Raw genomic sequence first — 14,508 nt, forward strand, 5'->3', positions numbered from 1 at the left:
TCATGCTAAAAATGTTAAGAATTGGATAGATTTATTGATTAAATTATTCAATTTCAGTATTAGAAACTCTTTTTTTATTCATAACTTTGACAAATTTCATAGTTTTAATTGTAAATGGACAATCTGACATATTTGAGTAATGCTGATTCGGCTTATGTCGATGGCTTATATCAATCGTACAAGCAAGATCCCCAATCGGTAGATTTCGGATGGCAAAAATTCTTTGAAGGTTTTGATTTCGGTCAAAATGCTGGTGGAACAACAAGTTCAGTAGGTGAAGCTACTCCTGAGCACGTTTTGAAAGAAATCAACGTGCTGAACATGATTAACGGCTACCGCGATCGTGGCCACCTATTCACACACACAAATCCTGTGCGTGAGCGACGTAAATACTATCCTGGCAAGGAATTGGAGACGTTTGGTCTTGCTGAAGCAGACATGAGTACCGTTTTCAATGCCGGTGTTGAAGTAGGCTTAGGTCCAGCAACATTAAAAGACATCCGTCAATTGGTAGAGGATACTTACTGCCGTTCCATTGGTGCAGAATTCAAATATATCCGTAACCCAGAGAAAATTAAATGGTTACAGGACCGTATGGAAGCGGATCGTAACATGCCTAAATTCTCTTTAGATACCAAAAAGAGAATCTTAAACAAATTAAACCATGCTGTTGTATTCGAAAACTTTTTGGGTACTAAGTTTTTAGGTCAAAAACGTTTTTCGCTTGAAGGTGCCGAAAGTTTAATCCCTGCGCTAGATTCTGTTATCGAAAAAGGAGCAGAAATCGGTATTCAGGAATTTGTTATCGGTATGGCTCACCGTGGCCGTCTCAATGTATTGACCAATATTATGGGTAAATCTTACAAGTCAGTATTTTCTGAATTTGAAGGTAAGACTTATGCCGACGATCCCGAAGTAAACTTTGGTGGTGACGTAAAATACCACTTGGGTTTCTCTTCTGAAGTCAAAACCAACGATGGCAAATCTGTCCACCTAAGTTTGGCTCCTAACCCTTCACATCTGGAAACGGTAGATCCAATCGTAGAAGGTATGGTTCGTTCGAAAATCGATTTTAAATACGAAGGAGATTCTTCTAAAATCGCACCGATCATCATCCATGGTGATGCGGCAATTGCTGGCCAGGGTGTCGTGTATGAAGTAACCCAGATGTCGAAACTAGATGGTTACAAAACTGGTGGTACTGTACATATTGTCATCAACAACCAGATCGGATTTACAACAAACTATAAGGATGCCCGTTCGGGTACATATTGTACCGACGTCGCAAAAATCACTTCTTCACCTGTATTCCATGTCAACGGTGATGATGCTGAAGCAGTAGTATACGCCATCAATTTAGCTGTAGAATACCGTCAGAAATACAAAACTGACGTCTTTATCGATCTATTATGTTATAGAAGATTTGGACATAATGAGGCCGATGAACCAAAATTCACGCAGCCATTGTTGTACAAACTTATCGATAAGCATCCCAACCCGAAAGAAGTTTATGCTAAAAAATTAATTGCCGAAGGAAGTATTGACGAAGCATATTCCAAAACTATCGAGAAGGAATTTAAAGCTGCACTACAGACTAAATTTGAGGAATCTAAAACAGTTGAGGTATTGACTGAAGAGATTCCGATGTTTAAAGGGGCATGGGAAGGATTGCGTCCTGCTAAAAAAGGTGAAGTATTAACAACCTCCGATAAAACCAAAGTTGCAAAGGATCTATTTTTGAAATTAGCAAAAGAAATTACAACCTTACCTGCTGACAAAAAATTCTTCCGTAAGATTACGCGTTTATTTGAAGACCGTGCCAAAATGATCGATACGGATTCATACGATTGGGCAATGGGTGAATTGATGGCTTACGCGACATTATTGGATCAAGGTAACCGTGTGCGTATTTCGGGGCAAGATGTGCAACGTGGTACCTTCTCACACCGTCATGCCGTATTAACGCTTGAAGATTCAGAAGAAAAATATGTTCCTTTAGCTCATGTGAAAGGCGGCGATAAATTCTCCATCTATAACTCCTTACTTTCCGAGTATGCTGTTTTGGGTTTTGAATATGGCTATGCATCCTCTAATCCCAATTCATTGACCATTTGGGAAGCGCAATTCGGAGATTTTTATAATGGTGCTCAAATTATTGTGGATCAATATCTATCTAGTGCAGAGACGAAATGGAAACGCTCCAACGGATTGGTTATGATGCTTCCTCACGGTATGGAAGGTCAGGGTCCTGAGCACTCTTCAGCACGTATCGAAAGATTCTTGGAGCTGTGTGCAGATGAAAATATGATCTTAGCCAACTGTACTTTACCTGCAAACTACTTCCATTTGTTGCGTCGTCAACTGGTACGCGAGTTCCGCAAACCGTTGATTGTATTTACACCAAAATCATTGTTGCGTCATCCAAAAGTGGTGTCGCCTTTAAAAGACTTTACAGAAGGTGTTTTCCAAGAGGTAATCGACGATGTTAATGTTTCAGCAAAAGATGTTAAACGCGTATTGTTCTGTTCGGGTAAAGTGTACTACGACTTATTAGAAAAACAAGAGGCGGATAAGCGCAAAGATGTTGCTATCGTTCGTGTCGAGCAATTGTTTCCGATCCCTACAGATCAATTGAAAGCAATCCGCAAAAAATACACAAAAGCAAAAGAGTTTGTCTGGGTTCAGGAAGAAAACGAAAACATGGGGGCTTGGTCTTATTATTGCCGTAAACTCATGGGTACTGAGATTGCATTTACAGGTTTTGTTGCCCGCAAAGAAAGTGGAAGTACAGCAACAGGTTATATGAAGCAACACGTTGCTCAACAGGCAGCAATCTTAAATAAATCATTCGAATAAAAACAATTTAAAATCAATTGCGTCCTAGCTATAGGACGCAATTGTCAATAAAGAACATTATATATGAGCTTAGAAATTAAAGTACCAACCGTAGGTGAATCAATCACGGAGGTAACCTTATCACAATGGTTGAAACAAGATGGCGATTATGTGGAGATGGATGAAAACATCGCCGAACTGGAATCAGACAAAGCAACGTTTGAATTACCAGCTGAAAAAGCAGGTATCTTAAGAATCATTGCACAAGAAGGTGATACTTTAGAAATCGGTGCTGTTGTTTGTACAATTGAAGAGGGTGCTGCCCCTACTGGCGATTCAGCTCCAGCTGCTGCACCTGCTAAGGAGGCATCATCAACTGCTGCTCCAGCGGCTGCCGCGAAAGAGGAAGATCCAGATAGCTATGCTGCTGGTACAGCTTCTCCTGCTGCTGCAAAAATCTTAAGAGAAAAAGGAATTGATCCTTCTACAATAAAAGGAACAGGGAAAGAAGGTCGCATCACAAAAGAAGATGCCGAAAAAGCTCAACCCGTTGCTAAAGCTGCAGCACCAGCAGCAAAACCTGCTGCGGCTCCAGCTGCGACAGTTGCTCCCGTGGCGGGTTCTAGAAACGAACGTCGTGAGAAATTATCTTCCTTAAGAAAAACGATCGCAAAACGCTTAGTTGCCGTTAAAAACGAAACAGCGATGTTGACAACATTCAATGAAGTCAATATGCAGCCGATCATGGATTTACGTGCCAAATATAAAGATACTTTTAAAGAGAAATTTGGTATCGGTCTAGGTTTTATGTCATTCTTTACAAAAGCAGTAACAACTGCGTTAGCTGAATGGCCTGCTGTCAATGCACGTATTGAAGATAACGAAATTGTATATTCTGATTTCGCAGATGTTTCAATCGCGGTTTCTGCACCTAAAGGATTGGTAGTTCCAGTTATCCGTAACGCTGATGCCATGTCATTGGAGCAGATCGAAAAAGCAATTGCCGCATTGGCAGGTAAAGCACGTGACAACAAATTAACGATCGACGAAATGACTGGTGGTACATTTACAATTACCAATGGTGGTGTATTCGGATCAATGATGTCTACGCCAATCATCAACGCGCCACAATCGGCAATCTTGGGTATGCACAACATCATCCAACGTCCTATTGCTGAAAATGGTCAGGTGGTGATCCGTCCAATGATGTATATCGCGCTTTCTTATGACCACCGCATCATTGATGGTCGTGAATCAGTTAGCTTCTTGGTACGTGTAAAACAATTATTAGAAGATCCAGCTCGTTTATTGTTGGGTGTTTAAACCGCAATAAAGTTTGGAAATATAAAAAAGACCTATGCCTTTGTGGTATAGGTCTTTTTTTTCTGAAAGTGTCTGATCTTATTGACCAGAAAGAACCTTCAAAAAAGAAACGGTCTACTTAACGAATATAAATCAGAGATAGCCGAATATAAACCGCCTTTTTAATTTCTCCCTTTTAATTTTTACTTTCATCTTGTTAAAGATCAAGCATATCTCTATATACAGCCGGCTTGATAACATAAAAGCTCCTATAAAAACGCGAAATTGATTATTAAGCAGACCTTATCAAACAAAATGAAAATTTTAATAACAGCTGCATATCTATTACTCACTGTAACGACACTGTTTGCCAACATGGCAAACCCAAGAAGTCCGCACAGCATAACAGGACAGCTCGTCCCTGCCGGCAAGGTAAAAGTCACCCATGAGCGTATCGACATCCGCCTTTTATTGGACAGCACTGATGATCATTCGGACTATCGTAGTCACTTCAGCATTGTATACAATATCCATGCTGAAGAAGAGATCGAATTACCGCTCGTATTTCTCGCGCTAAATATGGATGGATTGGACCGGGTCATTGTCAATCAGAAAGAAATTAAAGCAAAGAGGATGGATCAGCCCGATTCGAAGTTCCCTTTTTTACGTTTAAAGGATGGCTATTATGAAATCAGCTACGACAGCGATGAATGGAAGCGCATCTCGCTGAATGATGCATTTTATTTTACCGCTAAGCTACACAAAGGCGAAAACAATATTCAGGTTCAATACAGCGCTTATATGGGCTATGACCGGCGCGATATCCGAACCAGATACGAAATTGACTACCTCTTATTTCCTTCCAGATACTGGTCTTCCTTTGGCCCAATTGACCTGTATCTCCACCTAAACGGTGACATGGAAGTCCTTGCACAGGATTTGGGAACCTCCAAATTAAAAACGGATTCAATCATGCACTGGGACATTGATCAGGTAGAAAAGAAAGAGAGTTTCCATATAGAAGTCGGCTTGAAGACCTCCCCGTTAGCAAAAGCAATTCTTTGGGTACACCCGGAACTGCTTGCGCTGATCGGATCGCTATTTTTGTTATACCTACATATCCGATGTATTTATCTAAAATACAAAGGTGGCAAATACCGCTATGCACTGCTTATTGGAAACCTAATTATTCCAAGCTCCTTCTATTTCTTCTGCTGGTTTTGGTCCAGTCTGGCCAACTATCTGATCAACGGTTCATTTGAGGAGAAATCCCGGGGCTTTATACTGCTAGTCATCTTCACCTTACCCTTGATCTACATCATTTACGACCTGGTTCTATTGATTATAGACAGAAGCATCCGATCAAGGTTTTCCACCTAGAAAACCGACAGCCTACTTTTTGTAGGTTAGCTTATTTTCAATCATGCGGTTGTTATACTGTTGAATAAATGCTTTCATTTTGGTCTCCATCGTATCCAGTACGGCGGGATGCTGTTTCAGTAGATCCTGTTTCATCAAGCGGTCCTTCTTTAAGTCATAAAATGATGTCACTTTCAGTCCATCATAGGACATCATATAATCTTTATAATAAAGGTTATAGCTCCCTGCATTGTTATTGAGCACAAAATTGTCCTTACCCGGTTTGAAGGCATCCGAACCAAAGGCAAAATAAGGTTCATCATAATGCAAATAATTTAAAATCGTCGGCATAATATCTATTTGCTGTACCAGTTTATCCGCTTTGCCAACTAGGTTATCGCCTGGTGCATAAAATATAATAGGAATTTGGAAGCCCCCTGCTGCCGTTTGATATTCTGGCAGGTAGCTTACAGTAGCATGGTCTGCACAAATCACGAAGACGGTGTTCTTGTACCAGGGCATTTTAGATGCTGTCGCAAAAAATTCGCGCAGCGCATTATCGGTATATCCAATGGGCTCTTGTACTGGCAAAGGTCCTTTTGGAAATTTTCCCTGATATTTTTCGGGTACTTTAAACGGATGATGTGAGGATAATGAGAAGAAACTGACGAAAAATGGTTGATGAAAAGTATTGATCTTGTTTGCGACAAATTGCAAAAAAGGTTCATCCCAGATTCCCCATATGCCATCAAAGTCCGCATCATTGTTATATTCATTCTTACCAAAATAATGCTGAATGCCTGCCAATTTCATATAAGCCGAAAAGCCCATACTGCCATTAGGTGCCCCGTGGAAAAAGGCCGTCTCATACCCTTTCTTACCCAACAGCTTTGCTAAGCTCGTGGTTTCATTTCCCGAGTATATGGAAAGTACAAAAGGTTCACCTATCGAAGGAATTCCGGTAATCACGGATGGTAGTGCATCAATTGACTTACGCCCATTGGCATACGTATCTGTAAAAGTGTAAGCATGGCGGATCAATGAATCCAAAAAAGGCGTATAACCTTTGTATTTTCCACCTTGGATATCTTTATTCAATTCGCCAAAATGTTCTTTTGCAAAACTCTCCAAAATCAGAACGACGACATTTTTCTTTGCAAAAGGCTGGTCTGCTTTTGGTATATGAATGGGATTGTATAACTGCTCAAGCTCTTGGTCAGAATAATAATGAACAGGTTTCAGATTTACAGCTTTTAATGTTTTCAATATACTGAATGGTGTGTTCAGTACAATATTCATTTCTTCTGGTGTTTCTACATAATCTCCGGCATTGCTTAACGTAATGGGACGCGTGCTATGGGCCCAGCCCCCACGTACCCCACCAATGAAAAGAAAGGCGGTCAATAGAAACAAAGGTACTTGGATCAAAAATGACTTCCAGTTATATTTCTTGATCTTTTCCAGCTGAATAAGCTGATAGGATCTCATCAGGCCATACACGATAAGAGCCAATAGTACGATAAGATACCAATAGTCCAAACAAAAATCAAAGGCCAGTTTCATCAAGTTTGATTCATTTGAAAATTGATCGATTACTGTACCTGTAGTTCTTTTGAGTGTAAAGGGATAATAGGCAAAATCAATCAGGTTCAAGGCTATTCCTATTGAATTGACCACAACGAAGATCCATTTCGCGACTTGCTGATAGACCCGGTTATCCTTAAACGGTCCCGGAACAGTCATCATCACAATATAAAGAATATTTAAATACAGCAGGGCTACAATGTCGAAACGCACACCACCGGCAAACATCACCAGGAGCTTACCCGCATCGACGTGCGGAAATAAGGAGGCATTGATGCCATAAAACCCCAATCTTAACAACGCATAAATGACCAAAAGAAAGATAAAACGAATTGCGACAGCAAAATACGGTGCAAGTACTCCTTTTAATTTCATAGTCCTAATATTTTAAAAATTCACGATATACCTCTTGATAATACGCTTTACCGATATTCAACAAACTATCTGTTTTGCTCACTGGATATTCCTTGTTCGATCTATAGTTGATTATCCTTCCCACATTATCAAATGAAACAGCTTGTTCTGGAGTAATCACTCCAAAGGCATCTTTGGAATTATAAAAGGCAATTTGAGGTGTCGTTGGATTAAACAAATCCCGGCTCCAGTGGTAACGTTCGGTTGGAAGTTTCAATTGGGTCAATAACGTTGCTGCCAAATCTGTCTGATTGCCAATTCTGCTGAAAATTTTCCCCCGAAACTCGGGCTTGATAACATCTCCGAAAAAAATCAATGGAATATGAAAGCGATTAGGATGGAATAGCTCCCATTTTTCTGAAGGAAGGCGGTGTCCATGATCAGCTACAATAACAAAAAGAGTATTCTTATACCAAGCTTCTTTTTTGGCTTTTGAGATAAAGTCATACACTACTGAATCCGTGTAATATGCTGTGCTTCTAAACTTATCTGCATTGGTAGCATTGCCAAATTTATAACCGTTTTTTAAATCGAATGGCTCGTGATTGACCAAGGTAAAGATCGTAGAAAAGAAAGGCTGTTTTTCCTTTTTGAAGTCGTTGATCATCCGATTAAAAACCACATGGTCATATACCCCCCACGAGGCACGTTCAGCATCCAAGCCAAAATTAGCATTGTCCACAACCTTAGCTATCCCATGTGTCAGCATATACGATTTAAAATTGTAAAACTCACTTTGTCCACCGTGGTAAAAGGATGTTTCGTAACCTGCATGATCAAGCTCTTGCCCAATTGCAGGCATATTTTCATGTTTATCAATATATTTAATAATACTTTCCGGGCCTTGCGCCGGAAAGCCACTCAATATCGCAACCATTCCTTTGTCAGATCGATCAGCAGCAGAATAAATATGGTCAAACAAAATCCCCCCTTTGATCAACTCTTCCATGTGTGGAGTAATTCCCTTCTCCCCCCCGAGGGACTGGATGAGGTCTCCGACAAAACTTTCTAACATAATAAAAACCACATTCGGACGAGTCGTTGAAAGCACCTGAACCGCCGAATCGGGCTGATGCTGAAAGGCGGGCCGTAGTTTGTCTGCGATCTCTTTCTGATCGCTATAGTAACTATATGGGTTTTTCAGTTTGGTATTTTTAGCAAAGAAATCGCGTAAAAAAGCCCATTGCGTATTGACTGCCGCATGATTATAAAATGTATCTTCCGAATAATAAGCTTTACTGGGGTTTAATGTTGCCCGCCCATAACCGCCGCGAATAAACGTGAAAAGGACAAACATTCCGACGAGCAGTTTAAAGATATTACCAACCGGAGATTTGATATTGAAAAAGAATACCTTTTTAAACATCCAGCGGTATAAAAAATAGCCACACAATATGCCGATCACCATGCCGACGATTGGAAGAAATACCGGCGTGGCTTCTGCCGAAGCTACTGCTCCTGAAGGTGAGGCCAAAAAAGAATCAATCGCACGCTTGGAAATCTTGTCGCCCCATTCCCGGTAGATATTGACATTGATAAAGCTTGTCACAAAAAATAAAACCAGCACAATAATGGTATAGACATCCAAGATCCGCCTTTTGGGTTTGAGCTTTGGAAAAAAACTTAATATACAATACACAAGGAAGGGTAGTGCACATATGTAAGAAACAGCAGAGAAATCCAGATTGAGGCCATGATAGTAAATTCTGAAAACCTCTGTAATATTGGAAAAACCAATTTTCTCAAAAAAAGCAGTAACAAAAATCAATCTATCTATAAAACAGATAATTAACCAGAATAGAAAATACTGTGTTAAAGCTCTCAACTCTTTAGCAAATCGTTGCATTCTTTCGCGTAAAAATAAAACAGGCAAATTTACATTAATTTACATGAAATACAGGCTAATTACTTAGTAATATGAATAAAAGATTAAAAAATTATAAAGTACCCCTGAGGTAGTATACCGCGTAAATAGCAAACTCTTCTGCTAAAGCAGGATGGTGTTTGAATGAATTGCCGATACGTGATGGATAGCATCTTTTTGTTTGCGCACAAGATCAGCTGATAACTAAGGAAAATAACATAGAAATACTTACTTTTGTGTTCCTTAAAAGTTTGAATAGAAAATTTAAAATGAGCATAGCGAAAACTTATAATCCAAAAGAAGCTGAAGAAAAGTGGTACAGCTATTGGAAAGCGAACGGATTTTTCCGTTCCACCCCTGACGAACGTGAACCTTACACGATTGTGATGCCTCCTCCAAACGTCACTGGAGTGTTGCACATGGGGCATATGCTAAATAATACCATTCAAGATGTTTTGATTCGCCGAGCACGTATGCAGGGGAAAAACGCCTGTTGGGTACCGGGGACCGATCACGCCTCCATTGCTACTGAAGCCAAGGTCGTCGCTATGTTGAAAGAACAAGGAATTGACAAACGATCGTTATCCCGCGAAGATTTCTTAAAGCATGCTTGGGAATGGAAAGAAAAATATGGTGGTATTATTCTGAAACAATTGGAAAAACTTGGTGCTTCCTGTGACTGGGATCGCACGCGTTTTACGATGGACCCAGAGTTGTATCAATCTGTTATCCGCGTATTTGTAGATCTGTATAACAAAGGATTGATTTATCGGGGCTACCGCATGGTCAATTGGGATCCGGAAGCAAAAACAAATATTTCCGACGAAGAAGTTATTTATAAAGAGAAAAATGGTAAATTATATCACCTGAAATATCAGGTTGATGGTACTGATCAATACATTGTTGTTGCAACGACCCGTCCCGAAACAATTTTTGGTGACACAGCGGTCTGTATCAATCCCAACGATGAACGCTACACCTGGTTAAAAGGAAAGCAAGTCATTGTACCGATCGTAGGCAGAAAAGTGAACATCATTGAAGATGAATATGTAGATTTGGAGTTCGGTACCGGATGTCTAAAAGTTACACCAGCACACGATGTAAACGACTATGCGCTCGGCAAAAAACACCATCTGGAGTTTGTGGATATCTTCACTGACGAAGCAAAGCTGAACGACAACGGCTTACACTATGCTGGTATGGATCGTTTTAAAGTCCGGAAGGAAATTGAGAAAGAGCTTGAGGAAAAGGGGTTATTGGAAAAAGTTGAGAATTATACCAATAATGTGGGGACTTCAGAGCGAACCGGTGCGGTGATCGAGCCCAAAATCTCCAATCAGTGGTTCCTTAAAATGGAAGACCTTGCGAAACCGGCTTTGGATAATGTCATGGATGATACCATCAAATTTCATCCGACAAAATTCAAAAATATTTACCGCAATTGGATGGAGAATGTGACCGACTGGAATATCTCAAGACAATTGTGGTGGGGCCATCAAATACCGGCATATTTCTATGGCGATGGCAACGAAGACTTTGTGGTTGCACAAACAGTTGAAGAAGCACTGGTATTAGCGCAAGAAAAGTCGGGCAATGCAAATCTTCAAGCAGAAGATCTCCGTCAAGACGAAGATGTCCTTGACACGTGGTTTTCAGCGTGGTTATGGCCAATTTCGGTCTTCAATGGTATCAATGAACCAGAAAATCCAGAAATAAATTATTATTACCCAACCCAAGATTTGGTCACTGCCCCCGATATCATCTTTTTCTGGGTAGCACGTATGATCGTTTCAGGATATGAATTCCGCGGACAATTGCCTTTTGAAAATGTTTATTTTACTGGGATTGTACGGGACAAACTCGGCCGCAAAATGTCCAAATCGCTGGGCAACTCACCTGACCCGATTGATTTGATGAACGAATACGGTGCCGATGCGACGAGAATGGGGATGTTATTAACTGCTCCAGCGGGTAATGACCTACCTTTCGATGTTGAACTCTGTGTACAGGGACGGAATTTTGCCAATAAAATCTGGAATGCTTTCCGCTTGGTTAAAGGCTGGGAAATCACCGCCGCACCAGCTTCGGCGTCCGATAAAATTGCGGCTGCCTGGTTTGAGGCAAGATTAAATCAGTCTTTGGTCGATATCGAGGAAAACTTTAAGCATTATCGTTTATCAGATGCGCTGATGACAACCTATAAATTAGTATGGGATGACTTTTGCGCCTGGTATCTTGAATTAGTAAAACCGGCTTACGGCTCACCGATTTCTGGCGAAACCTTAGACACGGTAAAATCATTTTTTCAACGTATACTTACGCTGGTGCACCCTTTCATGCCTTTCCTGACGGAAGAATTATGGCACGACGAATTGTTCGGAATAAAAGAGGAGAAAGATTGCATTATCGTCGCTCCCTATCCGACGGCAGATGCCTTTGATGAGCAGCTTATTAAAGATTTCGCTGTCGCACAACAGATCATTTCTGAGATTCGTAATATCCGTAATTCTAAAGGTATCTCCCCTAAAATTGCGTTGCCATTAGCGATCAATCAGCAATCTGAGATCAACTTGAAACAATACATTGCTATCATCACTAAGATTGCCAATTTGGAGGACGTGACTTTTGTCTCTGAGAAAATTGCAGGTGCTGCCAGTTTCCTTGCCGGCAAAGATGAATGTTATGTGACTTTGGAAAACAATGTTGATGCGGATGCCGAGCGTGAACGCATTGAGAAAGAATTGGAATACTTAAAGGGTTTCCTAATTTCGGTAGACAAGAAGCTTTCTAATGAGCGATTTGTACAAAATGCAAAACCTGAAATTGTCGAAAACGAGAAAAGCAAAAAAGCTGACGCAGAAGCTAAGATTAAAATACTGCAAGAAAGTTTAATAACATTAGGTTAACACCTAAACGATACAGGTGATCAGGTCCCGTGTAATGCACGGGACTTTTTTTTGCATACCGCCCAATTGAAACATCCACATTCTTCTTGAATTCGCCGTTAGATTATACTTTTTTAAGGTGTTACCGCCTTGTCCATTCCTGAAAAAGGTTTACAAAAGGTCTAATACGGTTCTTACTTTACAGTTTTGGTGGGTGAATTGATATTATGAATTTAATTGTTTTTTTGTAAACTTTTATATTTTTTCCTACAGTTTTTCCAACGCTTGATTAATGGTACATCTGTTACATGTGCTACCGCAGGTGTTAGAAAATCACAACTCATGTGCGGACGCAAATGATTATACGATTCTATACTTTTAGTCACTTCCAACAGGGCTTCACTCCTTGAAGAAAATACCCTTTTGAGTTTAAATTCTGTTTTTAATATACCATTAATTCTTTCTGCAATAGGGTTTTCATAAGCCTCTCCGTTTTCTGTCATACTGATTTTTACACCCGCTTTTTTCAACCTTAGTATATAGTCGAAGGAACAGTACTGCACACCTCGATCCGAATGATGAATCAGAGTATTGGGGGCCGGTTTTTCCTTGAGTGCCATTTGCAGAGCTTTAATTGCCCCTTGAGCAGTCAGCTGGGGATGAAGGCAATAGCCCATAATTTTTCTCGAGTATGCATCAGTTATGAGAGAAAGATAATTGAAATCATAGCCTACTGAAATATATGTAATATCTGAAACCCATAATTCATTACTACGCGTAGGTGCTAACTCTTTGATTAGGTTAGGATATTTCAGATAGGAATGATTTGAATTCGTGGTTACTGGCGCACGCTTCTTTTTCCTGTCTATCAATAATCTATGTTTTTTGAGCACCTTGTATAACTTGTCTCTACCAATATTTATTCCATTACTTCGGAAAGGAGTATATAGACATTTATAAAGCTTGTGACCACCTAACCCAGGTAGTTCACGGCGAACAAGGCGAACCATGTCTACAGCCAGATTTTCCTGATCAGTATGGTCGTGAAGATGCCATATATGATCGTAATAAGCTTGTCGGCTTTTACCAAACAATTTACAAAGTGGACCGACTCCCATCCTTGTCACATGCTTTTTGATTAGCTTTATTGTTTGGTACCACTTTTTTTCGGATCGCAATTTTGTTCTCCTTTTCAGCATGGTCAATCATAAAGTTAAGACCGTAAATTAGCACATTGGCTTTTTCTAAAGCTTTCTCCAGATCCTTGATCCGTTTTTTTAGAGCGGTAACGTCTTTTGTTCCTGGCTTTTCCATAGGTACTAAAGTTACGGCTCCCTTTTCTAATTTGCGTTTATAATTGTTAATCCAATTGATTAAGATCGTCGTATTGGGGAGTCCGTACTTTTTTGCAGTTTGTTCTGCTGATAGATTTTTATAAAGCACCAGCTCTACTAATTTCTCTTTAAATTCTTCTTCGAATTCAAATCTTGATAAGGCTTGTTCATTCATGTTTCCTTTACGTTTTTAAACAAAACTGTAAAGCTATAGCCGTATAAGACCCCGTATAAGACCCGTAAAGAAAATTCGCCTTTTCTTCGGCGCTCGTTCGGTTCTTGTTCGGTACTTGTTCGGTACTTGTTCGGTACTCGTACGGTGCTTCTTCGGTTGTAACCGAAGAAATACCGTACGAGTACCGAAGTATATACGACAAATGATCGTGTGAAGACTGGAGGAGGTATCCAGGGTTTACTAAGGATATGCCCCCGTCAATTTCCCTTTTAGTATCGGAAATTTCATTTCAAGGATTTTCTAAAAAGCGCTTAATGAATAAGGTATGGTTGTTTCGCGAGAGAGTCTGGTGTAGTTTAAAATTGACTTCGAATGGAACAATACCGGAAAGTTTATCCTAATTCTGTAAAAAATGAATAACTTTATAATAGCGAACTTAAATTATACGATTATGGGATTTAAAGAAACATTTCAGATTAACGGTGAAAACCTTTTGCAGAAAATCAAAGAAATTATTGCTGAGGGCAACGTGAACAAAATTAGCATTTCGGACAAACATGGAAAGGAAATCATGAGCTTTCCAGTGACTGTTGGGGCCATAGGCTTGATCTTAGCGCCTGTTTTTGCAGCGATTGGAGCAGTCGCAGCATTACTTACAGAGTGTACCATTACTGTGGAACGCAATAGTCAAAAGGAAGACAATGACAACGAAGACAACAGTACGGATCCACCAACCACAATAACAGTAAACTAATC

The 14,508-nt window shown here is 40.1% G+C and carries 9 protein-coding genes; 5 read left to right on the plus strand and 4 right to left on the minus strand.

The window, feature by feature from the left end:
* The first annotated feature begins 114 nt into the window (after positions 1-114).
* The 3 genes from B3E00_RS18780 to B3E00_RS18790 all read left to right on the plus strand — a co-directional run bounded on the left by B3E00_RS18780 (position 115) and on the right by B3E00_RS18790 (position 5,517).
* Complete coding sequence (locus tag B3E00_RS18780; RefSeq protein WP_293939661.1) at positions 115-2,856, plus strand: 2-oxoglutarate dehydrogenase E1 component; 2,742 nt, start codon at positions 115-117, stop codon at positions 2,854-2,856.
* A gap of 63 nt (positions 2,857-2,919) precedes the next feature.
* The gene (gene odhB, locus B3E00_RS18785; protein ID WP_293882233.1) at positions 2,920-4,158 is read left to right on the plus strand and encodes a 2-oxoglutarate dehydrogenase complex dihydrolipoyllysine-residue succinyltransferase; all 1,239 of its coding nucleotides are present in this window, start codon (positions 2,920-2,922) and stop codon (positions 4,156-4,158) included.
* 294 nt (positions 4,159-4,452) lie between these two features.
* The gene (locus tag B3E00_RS18790; protein ID WP_293882231.1) at positions 4,453-5,517 is read left to right on the plus strand and encodes a hypothetical protein; all 1,065 of its coding nucleotides are present in this window, start codon (positions 4,453-4,455) and stop codon (positions 5,515-5,517) included.
* Positions 5,518-5,529: 12 nt separating this feature from the next.
* On the opposite strand, the gene B3E00_RS18795 is transcribed toward B3E00_RS18790, so the two are convergent.
* Both B3E00_RS18795 and B3E00_RS18800 read right to left on the minus strand, forming a co-directional pair.
* Entirely contained in the window at positions 5,530-7,455 is a 1,926-nt protein-coding gene (locus B3E00_RS18795) for an LTA synthase family protein (RefSeq protein WP_293939662.1), read from the minus strand.
* A 4-nt stretch (positions 7,456-7,459) separates the two neighbouring features.
* Positions 7,460-9,340, minus strand: coding sequence for an LTA synthase family protein (locus B3E00_RS18800; RefSeq protein ID WP_293882227.1), 1,881 nt, complete (start codon positions 9,338-9,340; stop codon positions 7,460-7,462).
* Between the two features lie 287 nt (positions 9,341-9,627).
* Between B3E00_RS18800 and B3E00_RS18805 the strand changes: the two genes are divergently transcribed.
* The gene (locus B3E00_RS18805) at positions 9,628-12,264 is read left to right on the plus strand and encodes a valine--tRNA ligase (protein WP_293939663.1); all 2,637 of its coding nucleotides are present in this window, start codon (positions 9,628-9,630) and stop codon (positions 12,262-12,264) included.
* Positions 12,265-12,476: 212 nt separating this feature from the next.
* Here the strand turns inward: B3E00_RS18805 and B3E00_RS18810 are convergent, their stop codons facing one another.
* Both B3E00_RS18810 and B3E00_RS18815 read right to left on the minus strand, forming a co-directional pair.
* Entirely contained in the window at positions 12,477-13,442 is a 966-nt protein-coding gene (locus B3E00_RS18810) for an IS3 family transposase (protein ID WP_293939664.1), read from the minus strand.
* A complete protein-coding gene (locus B3E00_RS18815) occupies positions 13,339-13,752 on the minus strand; it encodes a hypothetical protein (RefSeq protein WP_293939665.1) in 414 nt (137 codons plus the stop codon). Before B3E00_RS18815 ends, B3E00_RS18810 begins: the two co-directional genes overlap by 104 nt.
* Positions 13,753-14,164: 412 nt before the next feature.
* Between B3E00_RS18815 and B3E00_RS18820 the strand changes: the two genes are divergently transcribed.
* Positions 14,165-14,506: a DUF4342 domain-containing protein gene (locus B3E00_RS18820; protein ID WP_293882223.1), complete on the plus strand. Its 342-nt coding sequence runs from the start codon at positions 14,165-14,167 to the stop codon at positions 14,504-14,506.
* Positions 14,507-14,508: the final 2 nt, after the last annotated feature.

The sequence above is a fragment of the Sphingobacterium sp. UBA5996 genome, from assembly GCF_002429765.1.
GTDB lineage: Bacteria > Bacteroidota > Bacteroidia > Sphingobacteriales > Sphingobacteriaceae > Sphingobacterium.

Excerpts from the sequence above, each read along its gene's own strand:
- B3E00_RS18810 (WP_293939664.1), bottom strand. The coding sequence starts at position 13,442 with ATGCTGAAAAGGAGAACAAAATTGCGATCCGAAAAAAAGTGGTACCAA.
- B3E00_RS18805 (WP_293939663.1), top strand. The coding sequence starts at position 9,628 with ATGAGCATAGCGAAAACTTATAATCCAAAAGAAGCTGAAGAAAAGTGG.
- B3E00_RS18780 (WP_293939661.1), top strand. The coding sequence starts at position 115 with ATGGACAATCTGACATATTTGAGTAATGCTGATTCGGCTTATGTCGAT.
- B3E00_RS18815 (WP_293939665.1), bottom strand. The coding sequence starts at position 13,752 with ATGAATGAACAAGCCTTATCAAGATTTGAATTCGAAGAAGAATTTAAA.
- B3E00_RS18795 (WP_293939662.1), bottom strand. The coding sequence starts at position 7,455 with ATGAAATTAAAAGGAGTACTTGCACCGTATTTTGCTGTCGCAATTCGT.
- B3E00_RS18800 (WP_293882227.1), bottom strand. The coding sequence starts at position 9,340 with ATGCAACGATTTGCTAAAGAGTTGAGAGCTTTAACACAGTATTTTCTA.
- B3E00_RS18790 (WP_293882231.1), top strand. The coding sequence starts at position 4,453 with ATGAAAATTTTAATAACAGCTGCATATCTATTACTCACTGTAACGACA.
- odhB (WP_293882233.1), top strand. The coding sequence starts at position 2,920 with ATGAGCTTAGAAATTAAAGTACCAACCGTAGGTGAATCAATCACGGAG.
- B3E00_RS18820 (WP_293882223.1), top strand. The coding sequence starts at position 14,165 with ATGAATAACTTTATAATAGCGAACTTAAATTATACGATTATGGGATTT.